The following is a 25,558-nucleotide window of genomic DNA, read 5'->3' on the forward strand; positions in this document are numbered from 1 at the left end:
GGCCTTCGGAGAGGGAAGCGGCGCGCCCCGGGGGACGCGCCGCCCTTGTGGTCTATCAGTTCTGCGCGGCGGGTAGGGTGATGCCTGCTTCCTCGTAGTAGCGCACGGCGCCCGGATGCAGCGGGGTGGTGATATGCACCATCAGATCGGCGGTCACCCCATTCCACCAGGCCGAGGTGTCGGCCATTTTGGCCTTCTGCTCCCAGTAGGTGCGTGTCAGCTGGTAGGCGGTTTCCTCATCCATCTTGGTGGTGGTGAACGCCGCCACCGGCAGCGAAGTCGTCACCACGTCCTGATCCTGGCCCGCGTAGGTGCCTGCCGGGATCACCAGCTCGGTGCGCTTGGTCTCGGCCACCTGCTCGGGGCTTAGCGACAACAGCGTCACCGGAGTCGAGGCGGCGGCTTCCACCACGTTCGGCGCCGGGAAGGAGCCCGCGGTAACAAAGGCGCCGATCTGGCCGTTCTTCAGCGCGGCCACCGCGTTGGATAGCTCGGCGTCGGCGATCGTCACCTTGTCCGCCAGGCCGAACAGGTTCAGGTATTTCTCCCCCTCGGTCGCGCCGAAGGAACCCTTGCCGAGCAGCACAGTCTTGCCTGCCAGGTCATCCAGCGTGCCGGTGCCGCCTTCGCCGGCCATCACGAAATGCATGGTCAGAGAAGGGATCGGGAACAGTGCTCGGATTTCATCGAATTGTGGCGCGGACTTGCCCTCAAAAGGGCCTTTGCCCTGCTGGGCGAGACCTACCAGTGCTGGGGGAGTGGTGAAGACGTAATCACCGCCGCGGGCGCGCACTTCCATCACGTTCTGGGTCGAGCCCTGGCTTTCCTCGATGGTAACGATGATGCCGCCATCGGTGCCGGTCTTCATCGCCTCGGCCAGCTCCACCCCCATCTGGTAGTAAGAGGAGCCGCTCTTGGCGGATTTATAGGTCACCCGCGTTTCCGCCTGGACTGGCCCAGCCAGCAGCACGCCGGCTGCCATCATGGCGCCCATACGTTTCAGAAATTTCGTCATAAGTGGTTCCTCCGTCCCAGAGCATGAATAGTCCGATAGTTCAACATTTCCGCTGCGCCAGACCGACCGTGGCGACACGCGTTTGAATAAGCTGGAGAGAACGCCTTACCCGTGCCGCTGTCAACTGGAAGAGCAAGGGCCGTGATGAGTTGCGGCCAATCATTTGCAAACACCAGACTGACCGGATCGGGAACAGCCAAGTGGCGCCCAAGCGCCTAACCTGCCCAAAGCGCGGGCATCGCCCACAATAGCTCCCTCGCACGGCAACCACCGGGACGGGCTCCCTGCAACGAGGCCCTTCTATGGTGTGGCGCGCATCTTTCCAGCTACACAACTGACCACGACGGCATTGGCTTGTCAGGCCGTTCCAAATGCTGGCGACTGCCCCTAGTAGACGCCAATCAGCCGCGGCAGGAACAGCGACAACGCAGGCAGGAAAGTCACCGCCAGCATCACCGGCAGCGCCACCCAGAATATCATCATAAGCGCCGGCGCCACCGCCCGGTGGATGGAAACCTTTCCGGTGCGGCAGGCCATATACAGGATCGGCGCAACCGGCGGGCTGTTGGCGCCGATCACCACTGAACAGGCGACAATGGTACCGAAATGCACCGGATCCACGTCATTGGCCAGCATCAGCGGAAGGAACAGCGGTGCGATCACCACGGTGACCGAAAGATCATCCATGATCATGCCGACAAAGATCAGGAAGGCGTTGACCAGCAACAGGATCAGAATCCGGTTGTCTGTCAGCCCGGTAACAAACTCGGTCAGCTCCTGCGGCACACCCTCTGCCACCATTACACGCCCGATCATAAACGAGAACAGCAGAATGAAGATGATCGTGCCGGTAGTCTCGCCCGCCGAAATCAGACTATCGCGCAGACGTCCAAAGGTTAGATCCCGATAGACGAAGAACCCGATCAGCATTGCCGTGACACAGGCCACCGCCGCTGCCTCTGTCGGAGTGAAAACCCCTCCATAAATGCCTCCCAAGATGATCAGCGGCATCGCCAGCGCGGGCAGCGCCTTGTAGGTGATGCTGAAGCCGCTCTCCTGAGTGACCTCTGCGGGTGGCGGCAGGTCCTCGCGCGCTGCAAGAAACTTGCCTGCCATGATCTTGTTGAACAGGATCAGCCCGATCATCAGCAAAAGCCCAGGCACCACGGAGGCTGCAAACAGCGCGGTGATCGACTGGCGAGTGACCACGCCGAACAGGATCATGGTGATCGACGGCGGAATCAGGATGCCCAGCAGCGAAGACAGGCCAAGCAGCGCCGAGGTGTAGCCGCGCGGATAGCCGCGATCAGCCAGCGGCCCGATCATGATAGTGCCGATCGAAGCCACCGCAGCGGTTGCGGTTCCGGAGATCGCGCCAAAGATGCCCGAAGACAGGACCAGCGCCGCGCCAAGCCCGCCCTTGCGGCCTTTGACCATCAGTTCCATAAAGCTGATCAGGCGGCGGGCAACGCCGCCGGACTGCATAAGGTAACCCGCCAGCACAAACAACGGCAAGGCCAGCAGGATGACTGAATCCAGTGACCGGAACCCCTGAAGCAACAGGGTCAGCGTCGATACGTCATAGGCCCAGACAAGGTACATCAACACGCCGGCGAAGCACCAGGCAACCGGCACGCCGAACACCATCAGACCCAGCAGGATGAGAATTGCCCAGATCGGCTCCATGGCTCAGGTCTCCCTGTTGGCAGTGAACAGTTTCAGAATGCCGACCACGACATCGCGCAGCGCATATAATGTGGCCGCCGCCGCGGCAAACACGATGGCGCCCTGTCCCGCCAGTAGAGGAATGCCCAGACCCGGGGTGGTCTGCGGCCGCCGGAAGGACCAGCCCAGCATGTCGCGCGCCAGCGACAGAAAGAACAAACCCAGCACCAGCACAATTACCGCCACCAACAGTTCATGAAGCGCCTGCAGGCGCGGTGCGGAAATCGCCTGCGCGGTGAAATCAACCACGATGTGCTCCTTGTTCCGGGACGCCAGCACGGCGCCGGTCATGTAGAGCCAGATCGCGCAGAGGGTGGACAGCTCCAGCAGCCCGACGACGGACCATCCGAACACGAAGCGGGACAGGATCAGAAAGGTGATGAGCCCGATGATGGCGGCGGTGCTGACGATGATGGCCGCAGCCATCAGGCCTGCAAGCCCGCGGTCCAGAAAATGAAGCAGATTAAGCAGCATGAGAATTCCAGCCTTGCAAACAAGCCGACGGGCAGCTTGCAGGCTGCCCGTCGGAGAGGTCTGTGCCTCTGGTCAGATCATTTGGCGTGTTCACGCATTTTGCTGAGGATCTCCGGTCCGAGATCCGCTTCCAGCTGGGGCCAGACTTCGGCGCGGACTTTCTCGACCATCGGGCGCAGCTGCTCGTCGGTCAGCTCGAAATACTCCATGCCGGACTCGACGGCCTTGCGGACGTACTTCTCATCCTCGGCACGGGCGGTCTCGAAACGTTCCTGCATGACGGTGATTGCGCTGTCGCGGACCAGATCCTGATGCTCCTGAGACAGCCCTTCCATGCTCATGGCGTTGGCGATCAGGCTGCCGGTGACAAAGACGTGCTTGGTGCGGACGTAGTAATCCAGAACATCGCGGAAGTATTCGTAATCCCAGTAGATCACATTGCCCGCATCGCCATCGACCACACCAGTCTGGATTGAGGTGAAAACCTCCGACCAGTCGATCGCCGCGGTCTGATAACCCATCGCTTGAAGGGTCTGCGGCATCGGGAAGAAGGGCGGAGTACGGACCTTCATGCCGTCGGCGCTCTCAAGGTCTAGCGCATAGCCACCGCGCGTGGCAACGCCAGCGAACCCTTCCGGCCAAGCCCCGTAGTAGCGGATACCCAAGCCCTCAAAGGCTTCGTTCAGAGTCTCATTGGCCCAGCCGCCGGGCTTGTAGGCGTCAAACGCCTCCTCCCAGGATGTCACCATATAGGGGGTGTAAAGCAGGCCGATGCGCTTGTCGTAGGAAGTCGAAGGCCAGCTCAGAAGCATGTCCACTTCACCAGCAACAAACAGATCGAACAGCTCAAGCTGGCCACCCAGCTGGTTCTGGTAGAAGACCCGGACGTCGATCTCACCGCCGGAGCCCTCCTCGATCAGCTCAGCCCAGCGTTTCAATGCATTGCCTGAAGGCGATCCTTCGGCGCCCGAGTCAGTTGCGAACTTCAGCGTCGTGCCCGCAGCCGCCTGCGTTGCGAGCAGGGCAATCGCCGCTGCACTTTTCAAAATCCAGTTCATGAACATCACCTCCTCCGTTTGATGCCACATGCGGTTGCCCGCAAACATAACAGTCGTTACGTAAGGCGGATTGTTGCGTTGCGCCGATATAAATTGTCAACATGGAAAGCAAAAATGCCGCAGGGAGAAATGCCGGGTTGATGGACACAACAAACAAAACAGACCGCAAGGACACGCCTCTGGATAAGGCAGATTGGATTGCGGCTGCCCGGAGAATTCTGGTGAGCGAGGGGATCTCCGGCCTCAGCCTGCGCCGCCTGGCAGCTGAGCTGGATGCGACAACCGGAGCCTTCTACTGGCTGTTCTCCAACCTCGACGAGCTCCTGGAGGCGCTGCGCGAAGATTGGGAAATTGCAAATTCTGCCGCTTTCACCCGTGTATTTGACGACCCGAACCGCGATTGCCGCCGGAAATATCTCGGGTACGTGCGGGTTTTGCTTAGCGAAACTGACTACGACCCGAAATACGACAATGCGATCCGCGATTGGGCCCATTCCTGCCCGGCAACGGCAGAGGTGCTGAAAAAGGTCGACACCCGCCGGATAGGTCAGTTGGAAGAAATGTTCAATGACTTCGGATTTCAGGGCCGCGCTGCCCGGGTGAGGGCTTTGACGACCTATTTCCACCAGAGCGGATATTACCGGATGGGCGTCACCGAATCGCTGGAGGAGCGGCTGGCGAATGTTCCGTACTATGCGGAAATCCTGATGAGCGCCGATCTTCTGCCACCGGATCTTGGGGCAGAAGAGATCAAGCGGTTGATTTTCGAATCCGATTGACGGGCAAAGCCGTACGGCCTCCCCGTCACACATTACTCGGGAAGCTGCACGCAAGCCTTCTGGCCGGCGGCAAACAAAGGTCGGTCCGAGTGTCGAAATCCGATCAAGCGGACTGGACTTGCATGGGTTATATGGAGAGTATTTAGGGCGCTTCGCGGGCCCTGTGCTCGAAGGCATTGAGTGCAACCCACTCACTTTCCCGCGCGGCGAAGTTCCAGCCTCTTTGGGAGGAAGGCGGAACAGAGGCACGGACTTCTTTGAATCTCGGCCGTCTCTTTCAAGCTGAAGCTTCTGGAGCTGGACCAATCACCGGCAGGTGCCGCCAAAGGAGCCAAGAGCTTCACCGGGAGGGCCGAAAGAACAGTCAGGGCTTGGAGGGAAGTTGAGGCGCTTTGCGCCGCTCCATAAGCGGGCTTCTGGCTCAGCCCTGCCTGCTAGTTCGGGTAAGTAGCGCCCAATTCGGCCCTTGGTCCTCATAGAGGATCCACACAATGACGCAGCAAGCTGCCGGAGCGCGTTTTCATATGTCCGGCCACATGACCCAGTATGCCAATGAAAACAGTTCCGAAATGTGGATAGCCGAGTGGCTGGTTACTTCCTGAAGTCGCTGACCTCAGGAAAATTTCTAGCGCAGACAGGGTCAATATGCCAGCCCCTGCGATGGCCCACACTTTCTCATAGTAGATCCCGCGTCCTGGCCCTTATGCGTCGATGACAAAGCCAATCAATACTATCATTCACAAACGACGCTGCAAACTTCCTTGCAAAGCCACCGCTGCTAACTCTAAACCAAACTGCCGAAACCCGTTGACGAATAGAGAAGCGGCTATCAACAGCTACGTGTCGCAATTTTTGATAGAACGGGCATCATCAATGAAAATAGTTCTGCTTGAGAAGAAATCTTGCATTTGCGATACAGCTGCTTGCGAAAAACTTTAACGGTTTGTTCGCTGATCTCCAGGCGCAGACTTATCGAAACGGATGAATGCCCTCTTAGGATAAGCAGGGCTACTTGGGCTTGGCGCGGTGTCAACGAGATTCCCAGGTCCAGTTCCAGCCGTTCCTGAAAAGCATCCGGCTCTGACTGCTCACGGTCTCTGAAGTTCGACCGCAGGTTCGCCCAGTGTTGTTCGCTTGCGGCGCGAAGAACCGGCACAAGCAGGCGGGCTCTTTCAATTTCGCGTTTTGAGAAACGCTGGCCGGACGCGGCATCACGGCCCACGCTTAGATGGACGGAAACGTTTGGTGCCGGGTAGGCTACGTAAACCAGCTCATCCACAACGGTCGTGCGCCGGTAGTAAGCCGAATAATACTCAGTACGTTTGAATTGGTCCGGTGCGATCTGGTTCAGTGTATACAGTCCGGCAGGTGCCGCGTCGGTGTGCAAGGCATAAAAAGGGTCGAGCAGATAGGTGCCAAGCACGTAGTCGGTTTCCAGTCTCTCATGAACCAGCCTGACGGTCGCGCGGCTGTGGAGGATGCGTGGACGTCGATCTCCTGGGTAGATGAGGACGGTTTCATTGTCGATGTCGAGGAAACATCTCACATACTGAAAAATCGACTTTTCGAAGCCTTCCTTATGCAGGTGGGAAATCATCTGTCCGAGGCTTTCCATTTCTGCCTGTGGTTGTTGCAGCAAGATACCCCCTTGGGGTTATACCCCTTCAACGGTGCATGCGTACTCTAAATCGCAGATTCAAGGGGTACAAGGATTTCGGGGCTTCCCCGACGCGCGGCCCCCCGAAATTGCCGATGCAGGAGGGTCATTACCATGCAACTCGATACAACCACCGACGCAGTGCTGAACGCGGACAACCATCTCATTCAGTCCTTCACTGATCTCGACGCGCTGAAGCAGAACAACGCGCGTACGATCATTCAGCGCGCCAAAGGAGCTCTGGTTTATGACAATGAAGGCCGCGAGCTGATCGACGGTATAGCCGGTCTCTGGTGCGTCAATGTCGGACATGGTCGGCGCGAACTGATCGACGCTGTCACCAAGCAGCTGGAGGAGCTGGATTACTACTCGACCTTTTACAATTTCACTCATCCGGCGGCCGCCATTCTCGCCGAGAAAATTACCAGCCTGGCGCCCGGCAACCTGAATAACGTCTACTTCGCGAATTCGGGCTCAGCGGCGAACGACACCGCCGTGCGCATCCTGCACCACTACCATGCCCGGCGCGGGAAACCGAACAAGCGGCTCGTGCTCAGCCGGGTCGGCGGGTACCACGGGTCGACTTATCTGGCCATGGCAATGACCACACCGGCCTATTCCGAGGGATGGACCAGCGCCACGGATCTTGTGCATCATCTGCGCTCTCCGCATTACTGGCGCGAGGGTGACGGGATGACTGAGGCGGAATTCCTTGATGACCTTATGCGGGATCTGGAACAGAGCATCGCGCGGATCGGGCCTGATAATATCGCCGCCTTTATCGCGGAGCCGATCATGGGCGCCGGCGGCGTTATCGTGGCGCCGGAAGGTTACCACAAGCGCGCGCTAGAGATCTGCAAGGCGCATGACATCAAATACATCTCCGATGAGGTCGTCACGGCCTTCGGGCGGCTGGGACACTTCTTCGCGTCCAAGGAAGTCTTTGGCATCGAACCGGACATCATCACCTCTGCCAAAGGCATGACCTCGGGCTACCAGCCGCTGTCGGCCACGATCATTTCAGACGAGATTCTGGACGTGATTTCGGCTCCTGGCGAACGGTTCCTGCACGGGTTCACTTATTCCGGCCACCCTGCCGCCGCGGCTGTCGGTATTGCCAACATAGAACTGATGCAGCGCGAGGGGCTGCCCGAGCAGGTCCGTACCACCGGCAAGATTTTCGAGAAAGCGATGAAGGGCCTGGTCAATATCGACATTGTCGGCGAGGTGCGAGGAAGTCACTTCATGATCGGCATCGAATTTGTTCAAGACAAGCAGAGCAAGAAGCCGTTCGACGAGTCGGTGGAGATCGGCTCCAGAATTGCGGCTGCAGCACAGGAGCGGGGACTCATTGTCCGCCCACTTGGCAGCAGCCTGATTTTGTCCCCGACACTGGTGATGACACCGGTGCTGATCGAGAAGACTGAGGCGATCCTCCGGGAAAGCATTGAGACCGTTGTGAGCGAGCTCTAGGGCCTCACCATTTTCCCTTCGAATTCGTACGAGAGAAAAAGAATGCATGACACATTCAAAGCCTACGTGATCGAAAAGCATGAAGACGGCCGGTCGCAATCCTCCTCTTGGCGCGAAATGCGCAGTTTGGATCTCATGGAAGGCGATGTGACGGTTCGCGTCCGCAGCACGACCATGAACTACAAGGATGCATTGGCTGTTACCGGAAAAAGCCCAGTGGTCCGCCGTTTTCCAATGATCCCCGGCATCGACTTTGCTGGTGAGGTCATCGCCTCTGCTAGCCCAGATTTTGCTGCTGGTGACCAGGTCATCCTGAACGGGTGGGGAGTCGGCGAAACTCATATGGGCGGCTATTCGGAGATCGCTCGGGTTCGCTCCGACTGGCTGTTGCACAAGCCCGATGGCCTGAGTTGCACCCAGTGCATGGCCATCGGCACCGCCGGCTATACCGCTGCGTTGTGCGTGTTGCGGCTGCAGGAGCATGGTTCTACCCCGGACGAGGGTCCAGTTCTGGTCACCGGTGCGTCGGGCGGTGTCGGCTCATTTGCGATAGCGCTACTGTCGGCGCTCGGCTTCGACGTCATCGCGTCCACAGGCAAAATGTCGGAGGAGGCTTATCTGAAGGGGCTAGGCGCTGGCACTATCGTGGACCGCGCCGAACTTTCGGAAAAGGGCCGCCCTCTGGGCAAGGAACGGTTCGCCGCAGCCGTCGACTCGGTCGGGGGCCAGACGCTGGCAAATGTTCTTGCGTCGGTGAAGTACGGTGGCATTGCCGCGGCCTGCGGGTTGGCACAGAGCTATAATCTGCCGGCTACCGTCATGCCGTTCATCCTGCGGAACGTCACGCTGGCAGGTGTCGATTCCGTAATGGCCAGCAAGGATCAGCGCAAGGCAGCTTGGCAGCTGCTGACCGATCATCTCGACCTCGATCATCTCGCCTCAATCTCGCGGAAAATCTCGCGAGAGGAGATCGAAGACGCTGCTTCCGCAATGCTCGATGGCAAACTTCGCGGACGGGTGGTCATCGACATGAGCTGAAGTTGGTCGTGAGGATGTCCGACACCTGAACTAGCCGCGCGTTCGCGAAGGCCTGAAATAATTACCAGTAGTAAAAAATGGAGAAACTCAATGAACGGTATCGATCTCAAAGCGCTCGGCGAGGCGAGAACAGCGGTGGCGGCAAACCGCCCTGAAGGGATCACCACCTACAGGCTGGCGATGACCTGGATGGGCGGCGTTAAGATGAAGGCCGAAACCACCGGCATGCAAATCGGGTCGCAGAAGATCGACCGCGAATTCAGCTGGATTGTTGACGAACCGAACGAGCTTTTGGGCGAGGCGAGTGCGCCGACCCCGCAGGAATTCCTCATGTCCGGCGTCGGCGCGTGCATCATGGTCGGCTTCGTGGTTAACGCGGCGGCTAAGGGCATTGAGCTGCGGTCGCTGAAGCTGAACATGTCGGGCAGCCTCGACCTTGCCGGTTTCATGAACATTGGCGATGACGCCCAAGTCAAGATGCAGGGGCTCGACTACCAGATCGAAGTCGATTGCGACGGCAATGAATCGGACTTGGAAGAGGTCGCCAAGGCCGCGGTGGAATTCAGCCCGAACGCGATGACCGTCAAGAATGGGATCCCGATCAACGGTGCCCTGAAAATCATCGCCTGAACGTGACCGGACCCGTCCGGCCGTCGCGGTCAGACGGGTTCTAACCTAGGAAAATGAGATGGGCATTCAAAGCACAATGCAGCACGGGAACCTGGGCGTCGCGCAACTCTTGCGACAGGCGCTGAAGTACGGTTGCAACGCCGAGCTGACATATGAGAGCGAAGGTGGAAGACACCGGACGACGGTGCGGGATACCGCAGTCCGGGCCGCGCGGCTCGGGGCCGGTTTAGCCGCGCGCGGGGTCGGTCCGGGTGCGGTTGTCGCCACGCTATGCAATGCAGAGGTCGAACATTTCGAAGCCTATCTCGGTGTGCCGGCGCGCGGCATGGTCCTGCATCCCTTGAATGTCCGCATGCACGACGGTGACCTCGCGGAAGACGTTCGCGAGATCGGTGACAGTGTTCTGATCGTAAGCCGTGGCTATCTAGAGCGGTACGAGCAACTTGCCCCGATGCTGGCAGGCAGTCAGGTGCGTCTTGTCCTGATTACCGGAAAGGGACCGGTCGCTCCCGCCAAAGGCCTACCAGTCGAAACCATGTCCTACGAAGAATTCCTGGCGGATGTACCCATGCCGGCAGCAGATGCGCTGACGGACCCCGAGGAGACGTCTGCGGCGACGATCTGTCAAACCGGAGGTACGACTGGCCGGCCAAAGACCGTTGTTTATTCGCACCGGTCGGTCTGGCTGCAGGCCCTGAGCCTAACCAGCGCCAACTCTCTGGGCCTGTCGCGCCGTGATACCTTGCTACCGGCGGTGCCGTTCTTTCATGTGAACGGTTGGGGCTTGCCATACGCCGCCGTCATGGCTGGCACCAGCCTCGTGCTGCCGGGGTCGGATTTCAGCGCTGCCGCGCTCGACACCTTGATCGAGGACTATGGCGTGACCATCGCTGCTGGCGTTCCGACCATCTGGACTGACCTGTTGCGGCTGCGCGATACGTCCGGGGCCGCGCGATTCAGGTCCCTCTCCAGGTTAGCGACGGGAGGGGCGATCATCCCGGACTCTCTTGTTGCCGGCATGACTGAGAGGCAGATCGAAATCATTCAGGCATGGGGGATGACGGAGACTTCCTCCATGTCGGTTCTGGGGCGCGTGCGCCGTCACACGGCTGATACCGGTGCAAAAAGCCAGCCCCCCGTCGGCTATCCCATGCCCGGGCTGGAACTGCGCGTCGTAACCGCCGATGGCGCAGCTGTGGAACCAGGCAACGGACAAGCGGGGGAAATTCAGATCCGCGGCGCCTGCGTGGCGCGATGCTACCACGGGATCGAGGCCGCAGAGGCATTTGACGGAGAATGGCTGAAAACCGGCGATATCGGAACCATCGACAGGCTTGGGCGCCTGACCCTGACCGACCGGCTGAAGGACGCGATCAAGTCCGGTGGCGAGTGGATCGCGGCCCCGGTGCTCGAAAATGCCCTACGCAACCTAACCGGTATTCTCGACGCTGCCGTGATCGCGATGCCGGATGAGCGTTTCCAAGAACGGCCGCTTGCGGTCGTGGTCTGCAAAAGCGGCGCATCGCCGGATATTGCTGCCTGCCGAAAAGGATTGCGGGAGCTGGTGCCCTCTTGGTGGGTACCTGACTGCTGGGCTGTGGTGCCGTCAATACCTCTTACGGGGCTAGGCAAACCGGACAAGGCCGTTTTGCGCCGGCTGCACGAAACGGGCGCGCTGAATATTCAGCGCGCATCCTCTGAAACCTTGCCGACTCAAATCAACGAACAACCGGAGACGACACATGAAAACTGATGTTTCACAAGACGATATCCTGCTGAGAGAAGTCCGCGACGGCATCGGCTGGATCACGCTTAACCGCCCGAAGAAGATCAACGCCCTCTCTGCCGAACTGGTCGCCGCAGCGCGCGCCCAAGTTGAGGCATTCGAAAAAGACGATGCGGTGAAAGTTATCGTAATCACTGGTGCCAACGGAAATTTCTCGGTCGGCTATGATATCGCTCAAGAGGTCGAGATGGGCCTGTCCCGGCCGGAGGATTGGCACGCGGGGCTGACCAACAATGTCGGACTGTCGATGGCGGTCTGGTCCTCGACCAAACCGACGATCGGGGCAGTAGACGGCTGGTGCCTGGCGGGCGCCTGCGAGTTGGCCATGGCCTGTGACATGATCATTGCAACCGACCGCGCGAAATTCGGTGAGCCGGAAATTCGCTTCGGCTCGGGCCCCGTCACTCTTCTTATGCCCTTCGTCCTCGGCCAGAAAAAGACGATGGAACTGCTTTTGACCGGCGACACGATCGAAGCTGCCGAGGCCGAGCGCGTGGGTATGATCAACCGCGTCGTTGCACTGGGTGAGCTTGAGGAAGTGGTTCAGAAACTGGCACAGAAGATCGCGCTGACACCGATGGTGACTTTGCGTCTGACCAAGACGGCGCTGACCCGCGCCTACGAGGCGATGGGGCTGCGCAATGCGGTAAACGTCAATCTCGACTTGGCGGCAACGCTCAATGCCGCGGAAGCTCCGGAAAAAGCGCAGTTCGTGGAACTGGTCCGCTCCGAGGGACTGCGCAAGGCACTGGACTACCGCGACAAGCGCTATGGTGCGCTGACTTAATGCTGAATAGCAGCGGGAGGACGAGACCAATGCATGCGAAGAAGTTCTATATCGATGGGGCTTGGGTTGCGCCGAGAACAAACGCAACATTGCCGGTAATCAACCCAGCCACCGAAGAGCCGTTCGCCGAGATTGCCATGGGCGGGGCTGAGGATGTCGAGGCCGCGGTCAGCGCTGCGCGCAGGGCGTTTCCCCGCCTTTGCGGCGACGTCGGTGGCCGAACGGCGTGCATTGCTGGAACGTATCATTGCCGAATACGAGCGCCGCAGCGACGATCTGGCGGCGGCGATGTCGCAGGAGATGGGCGCGCCGATTGAGTTTGCGAAGGCACCTCAGGCGCTGATGGGCACGTTGCATTTCAAGCAGATGCTGAAGACGATGGACGGCTATGAGTGGGTGCATGACCGAGCGGGTACGCGGGTGATGCGCGAACCCGTAGGGGTTGTTGCGATGATCACCCCATGGAACTGGCCGATGAACCAGATCGCTTGCAAGGTCGCTCCGGCGATTGCTGCGGGCTGCACAATGGTGCTGAAGCCAAGCGAGGTTTCACCACTATCGGGCCTGATCTTTGCCGAGATTATGGATGCTGCCGGCACGCCGAAAGGTGTCTTCAACCTAATCAATGGTGACGGACCGGAGGTAGGTGCGCCGCTCTCTGCGCATCCCGAGGTTGACATGGTCAGCTTTACCGGGTCCACGCGCGGCCGGTGTACTCGTGGCCCAAGCAGCCGCACCGACAATTAAGCGGGTCCATCAGGAACTGGGTGGAAAATCAGCCAACATCCTGTTGCCGGACGCGGATTTCCCCGACCGCTGTCTCCGAAGGGGTCGCCGCCTGTTTCGGAAATTCCGGTCAGTCATGCAACGCGCCCACCCGCATGTTCATTCCGCAGGCCCGGCGCGACGAGGTCGCCGACCTGGCTATCGCTGCGGCCCGAAACTTCATCGTCGGTTCGCCCGACGATCCGGATACAAACCTCGGACCTGTGGTCAGCGACGTGCAGTTCAACAAGATCCAGTCACTGATTGAAACCGGGATATCCGATGGTGCAACCCTGCTCTTTGGCGGTCCAGGCCGACCCGAAGGTCTTAACTGTGGCTACTACGTGCGTCCGACCGTCTTTGCCGATGTAACCCCGCAGATGACCATCGCGCGCGAGGAAATCTTCGGCCCTGTCCTGTCGATCCTGACTTACGAGACGGAAGAGGAGGCCATCGAGATGGCCAACGATACTCCCTACGGTCTGGCCGGTTATGTACAATCGGCAGATCTCGACAGCGCGCGGCGTGTCGCCGAGCAACTGCGTGCCGGAACGATCTATCTAAACTACCCAGATTGGGACAGTGCAGCGCCTTTCGGGGGCTACAAGCAGTCCGGCAACGGTCGTGAATATGCCGATTTCGCTCTTGATGATTTCACAGAAATCAAAGGCATCGTGGGGTGGACGGCCTGAGGCGTGGATTGCGCTCTAGTATGACCCTCGGGGGGGTATTCCGGCAGGGATTGAGCAGATGATAATCTGATCACAGCAGACCGGTCACTCTAAAGAAATCAGTAGGAACCGGTTCGAAGGGGAGAAAAATGAACACAGACGCACAAATTGCTATCGATGTCCGCGACTCGGTGAAACGCTGCGGCGAACCCATTGCAATAAGCGAAAGAAGCACTGACATGCCAATTGCAATTGATGTTCGCGACGCGGTGAAACGCTACGGCAATTTCACCGCTTTGAAGAAAATTTCCCTTTCGATCAAAGATAACGAGTTCTTCACGCTGCTTGGTCCGTCTGGCTGCGGCAAGACCACGCTCTTGCGAATGATCGCAGGTTTCGAAGAGGTCACAGAAGGAGAGATCTACCTTTTCGGAGACGAGATCGACAACTTGCCACCCGACAAACGTCCGGTGAACACCGTGTTCCAGAACTATGCCTTGTTTCCGCATATGAGCGTTCTGGACAACGTCTGTTTCGGGCTGGAAATGCGAGGCGTCTCGAAGGCGGAAGCCCGCCGCCGGGGTGGTGAAATGCTCGAGCTTGTCCAACTGGCGCAATTTGCATCGCGAAAACCCTCTCGGCTCTCCGGCGGTCAGCAACAGCGTGTCGCCTTGGCGCGGGCTCTCGCGCCTGCACCGAAGGTGCTGCTTCTCGACGAACCGCTTTCCGCGCTGGATCTCAAGCTGAGAAAGGCGATGCAGATCGAGTTGAAGCACCTTCAGCGGGAGACTGGCATCACCTTCATCTTCGTCACCCATGACCAGGAGGAGGCGCTCACCATGTCCGACCGGATCGCAGTGATGTCCGCGGGTGAACTGCAGCAACTGGGCGATGCGCGAGACATCTATGAACGGCCGCGCAACATGTTCGTTGCAGACTTCATCGGCGAGACCAATCTTTTGGAAGTAACGGTCGACCAGATCTTGAATGGGCGGGCCATCTGCCATCTGGATGGCGGCCACGAAATCACCTGCAACGCGGTCGACGAAATCAATCCAGGTTCACGTGTGCATATGTCAATCCGACCCGAACGGCTGTTCACTTCCGACGCGCCCGCGGCGTCGGAAAGCCTGAAAGGAACCGTCAAGGAAAACATCTTTATCGGGACTGACCTGTCGACGATCATTAAGCTTGATCAAGGGCCGGACTTTATCGTGCGCACGTCCAATTCGGAGCGTGGCAACAAGCGGATATTCGAACCGGGTGCATCGGTTTTCGTCAACATGGAGATGGGGGCGGTGCGCCTCCTCGTCGACTGATGGCCGGGGGTGCAACAAGCGGCAGCGGCGTCAAATCCGAAACCTATGCCGGCACGCGTCACTGGCTTCTCGCTCCATCCTGGCTGGTCCTTTTGATCGTGGTCGTCGGTCCGCTGTGTATCATGCTGATCTACTCATTTCTTACAAAGGAGTTTCGCGGCGGTGTCGTTTGGGAATTCAACCTGGCGGCTTACGACAAGTTCTTTTTCGACCGCGGGCTGTTTGGAGATGAAGCGCCACGAATCGAGTGGACGTATATGACCATTTACGGGCGTTCGATCCTGCAAGCTGCAATCGCCACTGTGATCAGCCTGCTTATCGGTTTTCCGACCGCGTATTTCATCGCCACGCGGCCGCAGAATACCCGTGCGCTCTGGGTGTTTCTGATTACCATTCCCTACTGGGTGAACCTGCTGATCAGAACGGTCTCAATGAAGTTTCTGCTGCGCGACCAAGGGCCTCTGAACGCGTTCCTGATGTCGGCCGGAATCACCGACCAGCCGCTGACCATAGTCAACACGGACATCGCGGTGCAGCTTGGCCTATTCTACAGCTACCTGCCGTTTATGGTGCTGCCGATCTACGCGGCGATTGAACAATACGACCATCGCCTGTCCGAAGCGGCGGCAGATCTGTATGCCAGCCGCTGGGTCGCGCTGCGGCGTGTCATCCTGCCGGTAGTGAAGCCGGGAGTGATGGCGGGATGCATCCTGGTCTTTGTCCCTTCGCTGGGGTCGTTCTTGGCGCCCGATCTACTTGGCGGAGCACGCAACTTCATGATCGGCTCGCTCATTGAAGACCAATTCAAAGGACAGGCCGGCGATTGGCCGTTCGGCGCGGCGGCGTCGATGATCCTGCTGACCATGGTTTTGATTGTGTTGATCGTAGCCGCCCGCCGCCAGGCGCGGGCCAGTGCCGAAGGAGAGGGATGATGAGTTCTGTGAAAAATGATGTCCGGCGCTATCCGGGCTTTCTGAGCATCACTTTGCTTTGCCTTCTGGTGCTTTACGCTCCGTTGGTGATCGTTGGTATCTACTCCTTCAACGCCTCGAGCTCGATCACAAGCTGGGACGGTTTCAGCTTACGCTGGTACGTCGATGTGTTTACCGGGCCGGAATCCGAAAAGTTCAAGGTCGCGGCGTGGAACTCGCTTTCGATCGCCATCATCGCGGCAAGCTGCGCCACGGTCATCGCTTTCCTGGCCGCCATGGCGATCATCCGGAGCGGAGAATACCGGGCGCGCCGGTTTTCCCTCGGCCTCGTCAGCCTGCCGCTAATGGTGCCCGAGATCGTCACCGCTGTCGCAACGCTGATTTTCTTCAACGCAATCGGCTTCAGCCGGGGCCACATGACGATCATCATAGCACATATCGCGTTCTGCATCCCGTTTGCCTACATGCCGATTGCGGCGAGGATGCAGGGTGTGGAGGATAACTTCGAGATGGCAGCGCTGGATCTCTATGCCTCGCGTTTCCAAGCGTTCCGCCGGATCCTCCTTCCACTGATGATGCCGGGTATCATCTCGGGTTTCCTGCTCGCCTTCATCATCTCGATGGATGACTTCCTGATCACTAATTTCGTGAAGGGCGCCGGTGTAGAAACCCTCCCTACGGCAATCTTCGGTGCGGTTAAACAAGGGATTAAGCCAAACATCATGGCGATCTCGACCATGCTGCTAGGCTTCTCGATTGTCCTCGTCTCACTCTCGTACATCTTAAGCAAACTCGACAGCAGCAAATAAATCCATAGGGAGGAAAAATAAGATGAAACAAACGCTTAAACACTGCCTGGCAGTAGCAGCCTTGACCGGCGCTGTCAGCTCGGCGGCCAGCGCCGAGGATCAGGTCGTCCTGTATCACTGGTTCGAATACATTCCGCAAGAATTGCTGGAAAAGTTTACCAGCGAGACCGGGATCAAGGTTGTCATGGATACTTTTGATTCGAACGAGGCACTGCTGGCGTCGCTCAAGGCCGGCGCCATCGGCACCTACGATCTCGCGGTTCCGGGCGACTACATGGTCGAGATCCTCGCGAACCAGGATCTTCTGGACAATTTCACTCCCGATGAGCTGGAAAACTTCGGCAATATCGCCGACAAATGGTTGAATGTCGATTTCGATCAGGGGCGGAAGAGTTCGATCCCTTACCAGTGGGGGACCACAAGCTTTTCAGTCAATCGCGACGTTTTCCAGGGTGATATCGATCAGCTGTCGATACTTTTCGACCCGCCGCAGGAGTTGAGCGGAAAGATCAACATGCTGGATGCACAGAACGATGTGCTGGCTTTGGCGTCGTTCTATCTGGACATTCCGCAGTGCAGCAATGACCGCGAACAGTTGAAAGCGCTCAACGATTTGCTCCAGTCGGCGAAACAGCATTGGGTCTCGTTCAATTCGGACACCACCAAGGATATCCTGGTTTCGGGTGATGTTGCCACCAGCATGATCTGGAACGGATTCGGCGCGCGGGCGCGCATCGAAGGCGCCAATATTGAATATGCATTCCCCGACGATGGCTATATCGTCTGGATGGACAACGTTGTGCTGCTGAAGGATGCGCCAAACCGCGAGAACGCGCTGAAGTTCATGGATTTCTTGCTTTTACCCGAAAACATCGCCGCAGTCAGCGACTATGCGCGTTACGAATCCGGCGTAAAAGGTGCCAAAGAGCATGTCTCGGATGAACTGCGTGAAATGCCGGAACTCAATGCACCGGAAGATGGTGAAGGCCACTTCGTGAAGGTCTGCGACGCCGAGACACAGGCTGTTTATGACCAGATATGGACTAATCTCAGGAAATAACACCATGAAATCGGGGACCGCGGATCAAAGCGGTGCCCGCTACTCGTTACCGGTGGAGTTGGCGAGGAACTAAATTCCTCCGGCAGTCTGTCCGTCTGAAAAGCATGATTTTTCCGATATTGCACGTGCCCTTGGTTCCACCAAGTCCACACGGCGATCTTGTCGGTGTCAGTGGCCGCAAGTGGATCGCTGATAGGTAGCGGTCCAGCGGAAGCTGAATCAACTGCGGCAGGCCGCAACCTGAGCAAAGTACTCCAAGCTCTGGCAGAAGATTACTTGCCAGCCTACGACCACTGCAGACGTTTCCGCCGCACCTGCGCTGTCGCCTTTAGCGGCCCAACAGCCCGTCTATCTTGTGGGCCACTTTGTCCGCAGCTCTTTCTAGAAATCCGGCGTCGAGGTGCGCGTAACGCTCGGTGCTGCCCGGTGACCTGTGGACAAGCAGCTTGTCTGTCATGTGGAGGGTTTCGCCCGACATGATGGCATGCGAAGTGTATGAGTCGCGGAGATCATGCAACCGGATTCCTGCGGGCAAGTCAGCCAGATTCTTAAACGTTTGCCAAGCATGATCGACTGACGTGCGGTTCGGCTTCTTTGTACGCAGGGCCGGGAATATTTAATTTGACCGGCTGTGTTTGCGCAGCCGGTCAAGGTGCTGGATTGCTGCATCGCTCAGGTTGACTACGCGTGGGCCCGTCTTGGTGCGCCGGAGGGCGAGCTTGTCTTTCCGGACTTCGCCTCATCTCAACCGCAGGATTTCGCCTGAGTGGCAGCCAGTTAGCAGCATCAGCCAAATCGCATCCGCAGCGTCACTCTGCCTGGAGGTTGCGGAGTTCAGCACGGCGGCCAGCTGCCGGAGCTGGTTGCTGCTCAGCATGCGCCAGCGCGCCAAGCGCAGGTTGAAACGCATTGGCGCTGCCGGCTTGGGCAAGTCCGCCAGAAGGTGGCCTGCTTCCCGGCCCCAATTCAGAATTGTCGTGAAGTGCCCAAGCGCCTGGTTGGCCCCGCCCGGCCGCGAACGGGAATAGGCATAGAACCATTCGGCTGTGATCCGCGTAATTTTACTCCGGCTAAAAGCGGGCAGAAGCTGCGTATTCAGATAGTAGCCCAGTGAGGAAAGCGTGGAATTGACATAGACCCCGTGCTTGGCATTCAGGGAGGCGGTGCAGAGCGCCGAGAAGGTGAGCGTGTTTCGCTGCTCCGGGGCAGGGGGTCGCTGTCCTGTGCCTCTGTGCGCATGGAAGGCTTCGCGTGCCTCGCAGATTTCCATGTCCTCAAAACGCCCCAAGGTGACACGCCGGGTTTTCCCCGCGTCCTGCTGCCAGCAGACCAGGACTTGGCGCCGCCGGGCTGGACTCGCAGGGCCAGGCCGTCGCACTGTGCATGATGAAGCACGTATTCCTTCTTGCGCGGATAGTGTCCCGGGAAATGGTGTAACTTTGCTCCTCGGCCTTGGCTTGGCCGCAGTTACAGGGCGGCGATAGTCGCCGGGTCCATGGGTGTAGTGTCGCAAATGGCAGCGACGGTTTCCAGTGTCATGTAGCGCCGCGTGATCGCCCACTCATCGTTTTGCTCCAGCATCAGTGCGCCAACCAGGCGCGTGACCGCGGCCTCGTTGGGAAAGATTCCGACCACGTTGGTCCGGCGCTTGATCTCCTTATTCAGGCGTTCGATTGGGTTGGTAACCGGTATGAAGATCCTGGTGCCGATGTTCGGCCCCGATTCTCGGATCAGGGTGTATGCTGCGAGCATCCGGGACAGAGGCACTGGGAGCACGAAGGTGCGGGCAGGCCGTTCTTACAGCATGAGCCGAGAGCTCGAGTTAGTAGCTGGCCGCCTCTGCGACTCGCCCGGTTGCGCCGAGAGCGCGAATCCGTAGTTGTCGTGTCGCCCGCCGCTCCCGCTTTTTTGTCACTGGCAAGGGAGGCACGCATGCGACGCGTGATCGGCATCGATATCCACCGCACCTTTGGGGAGGTGGTTATCTGGGAGAATGGTCTGACCCGGCACGAAGGCCGGGTCGAGATGACACGCACGGCCCTGGAGGGCTTCGGCCGGCAACTGAAGAAGACGGACGAGGTGGTGATCGAGGCGACCGGAAACTGCATGGCGGTGTCCCGGGTTCTATCGCCCCATGTGAAACGGGTGGTGATTGCCAATCCGCTTCAGGTCAAGGCGATCGCCCATGCCCATGTGAAGACCGACAAGGTCGACGCCGGCACGCTGTCCAGCCTGCATGCGGCCGGCTACCTGCCGGAAATCTGGACCCCGGATGCGGCGACGGAACGGATGCGCAGACTGGTGGCGCGCCGCTATCAGGTTGTCCGGCACCGGACCCGGATCAAGAACGAGGTGCATGCCATCCTGCACGCGCATCTGATCCCGAAATGCCCGCATGCCGATCTCTTCAACACGCGCGGCCGCGACTGGCTGACCCGCCAGCCGGTGCCGGAGGACGAACGCGCCGCCATCGCGCGTCATATCCGCGAGCTTGACCGGCTCGAGAAGACCTTGCCCAACTCGACCGCGACATCGCCGAGGACTCCTTGGACGACGAAGAAATTCAGCGCCTCCTGACAATCACCGGGGTCAATCTGGCGGTCGCCGCGGGGCTGATGGCGGCGATCGGCAGCATCGAGCGGTTCAAGTCGCCGCAGAAACTGGTGAGCTATTTCGGGCTGAACCCGCGTGTGCGCCAATCCGGTCTGGGGCCTGCCCACCATGGCCGGATCAGCAAGGCCGGACGCAGCCATGCCCGCGCCATGCTGGTCGAGGCGGCCTGGGCCGCGGCGAAAGCGCCGGGTCCGCTGCGGGCCTATTTCATCCGCATCCGGTCGCGGCGCGGACATCAGATCGCCGCCGTTGCCGTGGCGCGCAAGCTCGCCACGCTGTGCTGGTATATGCTGACGAAAGGCGAGGACTATCGCTGGGCCCGACCCAGCCTGGTCGCCCACAAGTGCCTTGCCATGGAACTGGCGGCCGGTCAGCCGCAGAAGAAGGGCAATCGGCGTGGTGCAACCTATGCCTACAATGTGAAGGAGTTGCGCCACCAGGAAGCCAAGATCGCTGAGCAAGCGGAAAGAGCTATGAGCACTTCGTTGCCGCGTGGCGGACGCGTCCTCCGGAGAGGGCAGAGGTGTGCGGCCGCCTCAAACCGGCAGGGACTGAATAGGCCGCCCGGTGACGCTTCCAGCCGACACGCCACGCTTCGCCCCGAGGTCGACCGCACTGCCGAAGATTAGAGGAATCCGGCAGAAAATGTCTTGTCGATCTCATCCGTGCTGTGGATTTTCGCCCAGTGTTCCTTGGGGAAGCTCTTGTAGGCCAAGACGTCGTCCTCGGCGCGGCGCATCAGCTCGGCGAGCTTGGAATGGCGCGGTTCGAACGCGTCGGTCAATTTGGCCCAGTGCTCTTTCGATGCCGTGAGCGTGTCCTGGTCGAAGGCGGTTTTGAGCGCGGCGGTGACGATCGGGCGGTCCTTCTTGCCGACGCAGGCCAGCGCATTTCGCATGAAATGGACGCGGCAGCGCTGAACGGTGGCACCGAGCACCTTGGCCGCGGCGGCCTTCAGCCCCTTGTGGTCGTCGGCGATGATCAGACGGGTTCCGCGCAGGCCTCGATCGGCGAGAGAACGCAGGAATTCGTCCCAGAAGACCTCCGCCTCGCTGGGCTGGACGGCGATGCCCAGAACTTCGCGGCGGCCGTCCAGGTTGACAGCGACAGCCACTATGGCCGCGACGCTGACGATCCGGCCAGAGCGACGCACCTTGATGTAGGTGGCGTCGAGCCACAGGTAGGGCCATTCGCCTTCCAGCGGACGGGTCAGGAACGCATCAACCTGTTCGTCGATCTCGCCGCACAGGCGGCTGACTTGGCTCTTCGACACCCCGGTCATGCCCATCGCCTTGACCAAGTCGTCCACCGAGCGCGTCGACAGGCCTTGGACATAGGCCTCCTGAATGACCGCCGTCATCGCCTTTTCCGCCGCCCGGCGCGGCTCAAGGAACTCGGGAAAATAGCTGCCCTTGCGCAGCTTCGGGATCTTCACGTCGACCGTCCCGGCGCGCGTCTCCCAGGCTCTGGAGCGGTATCCGTTGCGCCGGTTCACCCGTTCGACGCTGCGTTCGTGCGCCCCGGCGCCGCAGAGCCGATCGACATCCAGCGCCATGAGACGGTCGGCGACGAACCCGAGCATCTCGGCAAGCAGGTTGGTGTCAGATGTCTCAGACAAAAGCGCGCGCAAGGCCGCTGTCTCTGATAGGCTGTCCTTGGTCATGGTTGATCTCCTCGGTCATAGGTCAGGTCGGCAAACCAAACCTTAGCCGAAGAACAACCGTGGCCGCCAAGCGGCCCGCGCGGGCCTCGCTTCGCTACCCAAAGGCTCCGCTCAGCCCGCGCTACCGGCGGGAGTTACACCAACCGTTGGGACACTGCTCTTGCGCGGCTTGAGAGATGACAGGATCAGCGGGGTGAGGAGGGTAACCTGCACCATGAAGGCGCCCTCTTTTGGGGGCGCCAGCTATTTTGAGAGGGCGTTACAGTGCTGGGCGGGCGATTTACTGCAGCGTATCCCGAGAGCACCGCATTGCCTTAGCTGCTTTTGCAAGGCTGACTTCATGGGGTGCGGGCAATTCCCATCTTCACACGCCGGATTGGTATCGAACTCTCGATGTTTGAAACGCCTGAAATCTTGGTCAGCTTCCCTGTCAGGAACGTTTCGAAGGTGGAGAGGCTTCGTGTTGCGATCCGCAGAAGATAGTCGCGGTTGCCGGTCATAAGCCAACAATCCACCACTTCTGGCATCAGTTTCACCGCCGCCTCAAATTCCTCGAGCGCTTTGTCGATCTGTTTGTCCAGTTGAACTGAGACAAACACGGAAACCTCAAAACCGAGCGCGGCTTCGTCGATAAGCGCGGTGTAGCCTGTGATAATTCCCCGTTCTTCAAGATGTCTGATCCGGCGAGCTACAGGAGTCGGGCTAAGGCCTATACCTTCACTGAGCTCCTGAATGGAGATTCGCCCCCTCCCTGCAAAGAATACGGAGGATCTGATCTTCATAGCGGTCAATCTGAGTGGAATCCAATTCACATCCCCTGAAGTGTGGAGGCATCCACTCAATTAAGACCAAAACATGAGCGTAATCGCAAGGTTCCACTCCATGCGCTTGATTATGCTCACCAAGGACTTTTGCGGGAGGAAGGAATGACTACCACACATCTGAAGACCATAGAGCAGCGGCTTCTGTGGCTGTCGCACTGGATGATCCACCACGCCAACCACGTCCGCCCCAAGGCCGACGGGATCAAGACCGGCGGCCACCAGGCCAGCTCCGCTTCGATGGTGTCGATCATGACAGCGCTCTATTTCTCGGCGCTGCGGCCCGAGGACCGGGTGGCGGTGAAACCCCATGCCTCGCCGGTGTTTCACGCAATCCAGTACCTGATGGGCAACCAGACCCGCGAGAAGATGGAGAACTTCCGTGGCTATGGCGGGGTGCAAAGCTACCCGAGCCGCACCAAGGATGTGGACGATGTGGACTTCTCCACTGGCTCGGTCGGGCTTGGCGTGGCCATCACCTCCTTTGCCTCGCTCGTGCAGGACTACATCGCGGCTAAGTCCTGGGGCGATGGCGCGCCGATGGGCCGGATGGTGGCGCTGGTGGGCGACGCCGAACTGGACGAGGGAAACATCTATGAAACCCTGCAGGAAGGCTGGAAAAACGATCTGCGCAATTGCTGGTGGATCATCGACTATAACCGCCAGTCGCTCGACGGTATCGTGCGCGAAGGGCTGTTCGAGCGGATTGAGAAGATCTTTGACGCCTTCGGCTGGGACGTCGTGCGGGTGAAATACGGCGCGCTGCAGCGGGCCGCCTTTGCAGAGCCCGGCGGCGATAAGCTGCGGGGCTGGATCGACGCCTGCCCGAACCAGGAATATTCGGCGCTTACTTTCATGGGCGGCGCGGTCTGGCGCAAGCGTCTGCTGGACGATCTGGGCGACCAGGGTGATGTCTCCGCACTGATCGAGCGGCGCAGCGACGCGGAGCTCGCCGAACTGATGGAAAACCTCGGCGGCAACTGCGTTGAGACCATGGCGGACACCTTTGCGGCTATTGATCACGACCGGCCCGCCTGCTTCCTCGCCTATACGGTCAAGGGCTGGGGCACGCCGATTGCGGGCCACAAGGACAACCACGGCGGTCTGATGAACTCGACCCAGTTTACCGAGTGGCAGGAGCATATGGGGGTGGAAAAGGGTGCGGAATGGGACCCGTTGGCCACCGTTAGCGATGTGTCCGCGCTGAAATCCTTCCTGGCCGAAGCTCCGTTCTTTTCCAAAGGTATCCGCCGCTACTGCGACGATAAGCTGCCGGTGCCCCCGGTCACCTTCAGTTCCGACCGGGAAGTCTCGACCCAGATGGCGTTCGGCAAAATCCTCGACGATCTCGCCAAAGGTAGCAGCGATCTGGCCGCGCGGATCATGACCACCTCGCCGGATGTGACCGGTACCACCAGCCTTGGGCCCTGGGTCAACCGTCGCAAGCTCTTTGCCCGCAAGGAAATGGCGGATGCCTTCATCGAGCACCGCATCCCCTCGACCGCCAAATGGGAGTTCACCCCAACGGTCAGCATGTCGAGCTGGGCATTGCCGAGATGAACCTGTTCCTGCTTCTGGGCGCCGCGGGCCTGTCGCACAGCCTGTTCGGCAAGCGGCTGATCCCCATCGGCACGGTCTACGACCCCTTCGTCTGCCGCGGCCTCGATGCGCTGAACTATGCCTGCTACCAGGATGCGCGCTTCATGATCGTGGGCACGCCCTCGGGCGTGACCCTGGCGCCGGAAGGCGGTGCGCATCAGTCCATCGGGACGCCGCTGATCGGCATGAGCCAGGACGGGCTGGCGGCCTTTGAACCGGCCTTCGCCGATGAGCTGGCGGTGATCATGGAATGGGCCTTTGACTACATGCAGCGCGATGGCGACGGCGACCCGGACGAGCGCACCTGGCTGCGAGATGAGACCGGCGGCTCGGTCTACCTGCGGCTCACCACCAACCCGGTTGAACAGCCCGGCCAGCGCCAAGACGACACCTTCCGCCAAGGCGCCATCGACGGCGCCTACTGGCTGCGCAAGCCAGGACCGAACTGCGAGGTGGTAATCGCCTATCAGGGCGCCGTGGCACCCGAAGCCATCAAGGCCGCCGGGATGATCGGCGAAGGGCGCCGTGACATCGGCGTGCTGGCCGTCACTTCTGCAGACCGGCTGAACGCAGGCTGGACCGCCGCGCAGCGCGCCCGCGCCCGCGGCAATGCGTCGGCCCAATCGCATGTGGAACGGCTGATGCAGGACTTGCCGCCGCATTGCAAGATTGTCACGGTCATCGACGGCCACCCGGCCACCCTGTCCTGGCTCGGCTCGGTGGCCGGCCACCAGACCATCCCGCTGGGTGTCGAGCATTTCGGCCAGACCGGCACCATTGGCGATCTCTACCGGCACTTTGGCATTGAGGCGGAAGCCATAGTGCAAAAAGGTGAATGGCTTGACTGCGGGGCGCACGGTGCCCCATTTCGCAGCCTGAAAACG

At 59.6% G+C, this 25,558-nt stretch carries 18 protein-coding genes and 5 pseudogenes; 13 read left to right on the plus strand and 10 right to left on the minus strand.

Annotated elements, in window-relative coordinates; translation table 11 throughout:
• Window positions 1-55 precede the first annotated feature (55 nt).
• The 4 genes from OKQ63_RS22920 to dctP form a co-directional block, all read right to left on the minus strand.
• A complete protein-coding gene (locus OKQ63_RS22920) occupies window positions 56-1,015 on the minus strand; it encodes a TAXI family TRAP transporter solute-binding subunit (RefSeq protein ID WP_375544576.1) in 960 nt (319 codons plus the stop codon).
• Between the two features lie 387 nt (window positions 1,016-1,402).
• Entirely contained in the window at window positions 1,403-2,701 is a 1,299-nt protein-coding gene (locus tag OKQ63_RS22925) for a TRAP transporter large permease (protein ID WP_260033554.1), read from the minus strand.
• Window positions 2,702-2,704: 3 nt separating this feature from the next.
• Window positions 2,705-3,214: a TRAP transporter small permease gene (locus tag OKQ63_RS22930; RefSeq protein ID WP_264214372.1), complete on the minus strand. Its 510-nt coding sequence runs from the start codon at window positions 3,212-3,214 to the stop codon at window positions 2,705-2,707.
• Between the two features lie 77 nt (window positions 3,215-3,291).
• The gene (dctP, locus tag OKQ63_RS22935; RefSeq protein ID WP_264214373.1) at window positions 3,292-4,272 is read right to left on the minus strand and encodes a TRAP transporter substrate-binding protein DctP; all 981 of its coding nucleotides are present in this window, start codon (window positions 4,270-4,272) and stop codon (window positions 3,292-3,294) included.
• Window positions 4,273-4,412: 140 nt separating this feature from the next.
• Between dctP and OKQ63_RS22940 the strand changes: the two genes are divergently transcribed.
• Window positions 4,413-5,051, plus strand: coding sequence for a TetR/AcrR family transcriptional regulator (locus OKQ63_RS22940; RefSeq protein ID WP_264214374.1), 639 nt, complete (start codon window positions 4,413-4,415; stop codon window positions 5,049-5,051).
• Window positions 5,052-5,880: 829 nt separating this feature from the next.
• Here OKQ63_RS22940 and OKQ63_RS22945 read toward each other — a convergent pair.
• Window positions 5,881-6,690, minus strand: coding sequence for a LuxR C-terminal-related transcriptional regulator (locus OKQ63_RS22945; RefSeq protein ID WP_264214375.1), 810 nt, complete (start codon window positions 6,688-6,690; stop codon window positions 5,881-5,883).
• Between the two features lie 132 nt (window positions 6,691-6,822).
• Here OKQ63_RS22945 and OKQ63_RS22950 point away from each other — a divergent pair, with 132 nt between their 5' ends.
• The 10 genes and pseudogenes from OKQ63_RS22950 (at window position 6,823) to OKQ63_RS22995 (ending at window position 17,978) form a co-directional block, all read left to right on the plus strand.
• Window positions 6,823-8,181, plus strand: a complete 1,359-nt coding sequence (locus tag OKQ63_RS22950) for an aminotransferase class III-fold pyridoxal phosphate-dependent enzyme (protein WP_350356321.1) — start codon at window positions 6,823-6,825, stop codon at window positions 8,179-8,181.
• A 42-nt stretch (window positions 8,182-8,223) separates the two neighbouring features.
• Entirely contained in the window at window positions 8,224-9,219 is a 996-nt protein-coding gene (gene acuI, locus OKQ63_RS22955; protein WP_264214376.1) for an acrylyl-CoA reductase (NADPH), read from the plus strand.
• Window positions 9,220-9,309: 90 nt separating this feature from the next.
• A complete protein-coding gene (locus OKQ63_RS22960; RefSeq protein ID WP_264214377.1) occupies window positions 9,310-9,849 on the plus strand; it encodes an OsmC family protein in 540 nt (179 codons plus the stop codon).
• Between the two features lie 58 nt (window positions 9,850-9,907).
• Complete coding sequence (locus OKQ63_RS22965) at window positions 9,908-11,602, plus strand: AMP-binding protein (RefSeq protein ID WP_264214378.1); 1,695 nt, start codon at window positions 9,908-9,910, stop codon at window positions 11,600-11,602.
• Window positions 11,592-12,422 (plus strand): enoyl-CoA hydratase/isomerase family protein, encoded by an 831-nt coding sequence (locus OKQ63_RS22970; RefSeq protein ID WP_264214379.1) that lies wholly within the window; start codon window positions 11,592-11,594, stop codon window positions 12,420-12,422. The genes OKQ63_RS22965 and OKQ63_RS22970 overlap by 11 nt, the downstream gene beginning before the upstream one ends.
• Window positions 12,422-13,879: pseudogene (locus OKQ63_RS22975) on the plus strand (aldehyde dehydrogenase family protein). Before OKQ63_RS22970 ends, OKQ63_RS22975 begins: the two are co-directional and overlap by 1 nt.
• A 218-nt stretch (window positions 13,880-14,097) precedes the next feature.
• A complete protein-coding gene (locus tag OKQ63_RS22980) occupies window positions 14,098-15,177 on the plus strand; it encodes an ABC transporter ATP-binding protein (protein WP_264214418.1) in 1,080 nt (359 codons plus the stop codon).
• The gene (locus tag OKQ63_RS22985; RefSeq protein WP_264214380.1) at window positions 15,177-16,109 is read left to right on the plus strand and encodes an ABC transporter permease; all 933 of its coding nucleotides are present in this window, start codon (window positions 15,177-15,179) and stop codon (window positions 16,107-16,109) included. Before OKQ63_RS22980 ends, OKQ63_RS22985 begins: the two co-directional genes overlap by 1 nt.
• Window positions 16,109-16,918, plus strand: coding sequence for an ABC transporter permease (locus tag OKQ63_RS22990; RefSeq protein ID WP_264214381.1), 810 nt, complete (start codon window positions 16,109-16,111; stop codon window positions 16,916-16,918). Before OKQ63_RS22985 ends, OKQ63_RS22990 begins: the two co-directional genes overlap by 1 nt.
• Window positions 16,919-16,940: 22 nt before the next feature.
• Window positions 16,941-17,978, plus strand: a complete 1,038-nt coding sequence (locus OKQ63_RS22995) for an extracellular solute-binding protein (RefSeq protein ID WP_264214382.1) — start codon at window positions 16,941-16,943, stop codon at window positions 17,976-17,978.
• 328 nt (window positions 17,979-18,306) lie between these two features.
• Here the strand turns inward: OKQ63_RS22995 and OKQ63_RS26195 are convergent, their stop codons facing one another.
• From OKQ63_RS26195 to OKQ63_RS23005, 3 genes and pseudogenes are all read right to left on the minus strand, one after another.
• Window positions 18,307-18,594, minus strand: a complete 288-nt coding sequence (locus tag OKQ63_RS26195) for a tyrosine-type recombinase/integrase (RefSeq protein WP_350356323.1) — start codon at window positions 18,592-18,594, stop codon at window positions 18,307-18,309.
• A 123-nt stretch (window positions 18,595-18,717) separates the two neighbouring features.
• Window positions 18,718-19,266 (minus strand): site-specific integrase, encoded by a 549-nt coding sequence (locus OKQ63_RS23000; protein ID WP_264214383.1) that lies wholly within the window; start codon window positions 19,264-19,266, stop codon window positions 18,718-18,720.
• A 179-nt stretch (window positions 19,267-19,445) separates the two neighbouring features.
• Window positions 19,446-19,661: pseudogene (locus OKQ63_RS23005) on the minus strand (transposase); the annotation flags it as partial.
• A gap of 267 nt (window positions 19,662-19,928) precedes the next feature.
• Here OKQ63_RS23005 and OKQ63_RS23010 point away from each other — a divergent pair.
• A pseudogene (locus OKQ63_RS23010) lies at window positions 19,929-21,150 on the plus strand (IS110 family RNA-guided transposase).
• A gap of 90 nt (window positions 21,151-21,240) precedes the next feature.
• Here OKQ63_RS23010 and OKQ63_RS23015 read toward each other — a convergent pair.
• Together OKQ63_RS23015 and OKQ63_RS23020 are read right to left on the minus strand one after the other, a co-directional pair.
• A pseudogene (locus OKQ63_RS23015) lies at window positions 21,241-22,254 on the minus strand (IS256 family transposase); the annotation flags it as partial.
• Window positions 22,255-22,592: 338 nt separating this feature from the next.
• Window positions 22,593-23,036: an Lrp/AsnC family transcriptional regulator gene (locus tag OKQ63_RS23020; RefSeq protein WP_264214384.1), complete on the minus strand. Its 444-nt coding sequence runs from the start codon at window positions 23,034-23,036 to the stop codon at window positions 22,593-22,595.
• Window positions 23,037-23,180: 144 nt separating this feature from the next.
• On the opposite strand from OKQ63_RS23020, the pseudogene OKQ63_RS23025 reads away from it, so the two are divergent.
• Window positions 23,181-25,553: pseudogene (locus OKQ63_RS23025) on the plus strand (thiamine pyrophosphate-binding protein).
• The last annotated feature ends 5 nt before the right edge of the window (window positions 25,554-25,558 follow it).

This window comes from Leisingera thetidis (genome assembly GCF_025857195.1).
Taxonomy (GTDB): domain Bacteria; phylum Pseudomonadota; class Alphaproteobacteria; order Rhodobacterales; family Rhodobacteraceae; genus Leisingera; species Leisingera thetidis.

Excerpts from the sequence above, each read along its gene's own strand:
- OKQ63_RS22920 (WP_375544576.1), bottom strand. The coding sequence starts at position 1,015 with ATGACGAAATTTCTGAAACGTATGGGCGCCATGATGGCAGCCGGCGTG.
- OKQ63_RS22925 (WP_260033554.1), bottom strand. The coding sequence starts at position 2,701 with ATGGAGCCGATCTGGGCAATTCTCATCCTGCTGGGTCTGATGGTGTTC.
- OKQ63_RS22930 (WP_264214372.1), bottom strand. The coding sequence starts at position 3,214 with ATGCTGCTTAATCTGCTTCATTTTCTGGACCGCGGGCTTGCAGGCCTG.
- dctP (WP_264214373.1), bottom strand. The coding sequence starts at position 4,272 with ATGAACTGGATTTTGAAAAGTGCAGCGGCGATTGCCCTGCTCGCAACG.
- OKQ63_RS22940 (WP_264214374.1), top strand. The coding sequence starts at position 4,413 with ATGGACACAACAAACAAAACAGACCGCAAGGACACGCCTCTGGATAAG.
- OKQ63_RS22950 (WP_350356321.1), top strand. The coding sequence starts at position 6,823 with ATGCAACTCGATACAACCACCGACGCAGTGCTGAACGCGGACAACCAT.
- acuI (WP_264214376.1), top strand. The coding sequence starts at position 8,224 with ATGCATGACACATTCAAAGCCTACGTGATCGAAAAGCATGAAGACGGC.
- OKQ63_RS22960 (WP_264214377.1), top strand. The coding sequence starts at position 9,310 with ATGAACGGTATCGATCTCAAAGCGCTCGGCGAGGCGAGAACAGCGGTG.
- OKQ63_RS22965 (WP_264214378.1), top strand. The coding sequence starts at position 9,908 with ATGGGCATTCAAAGCACAATGCAGCACGGGAACCTGGGCGTCGCGCAA.
- OKQ63_RS22970 (WP_264214379.1), top strand. The coding sequence starts at position 11,592 with ATGAAAACTGATGTTTCACAAGACGATATCCTGCTGAGAGAAGTCCGC.
- OKQ63_RS22980 (WP_264214418.1), top strand. The coding sequence starts at position 14,098 with ATGCCAATTGCAATTGATGTTCGCGACGCGGTGAAACGCTACGGCAAT.
- OKQ63_RS22985 (WP_264214380.1), top strand. The coding sequence starts at position 15,177 with ATGGCCGGGGGTGCAACAAGCGGCAGCGGCGTCAAATCCGAAACCTAT.
- OKQ63_RS22990 (WP_264214381.1), top strand. The coding sequence starts at position 16,109 with ATGAGTTCTGTGAAAAATGATGTCCGGCGCTATCCGGGCTTTCTGAGC.
- OKQ63_RS22995 (WP_264214382.1), top strand. The coding sequence starts at position 16,941 with ATGAAACAAACGCTTAAACACTGCCTGGCAGTAGCAGCCTTGACCGGC.
- OKQ63_RS23020 (WP_264214384.1), bottom strand. The coding sequence starts at position 23,036 with ATGAAGATCAGATCCTCCGTATTCTTTGCAGGGAGGGGGCGAATCTCC.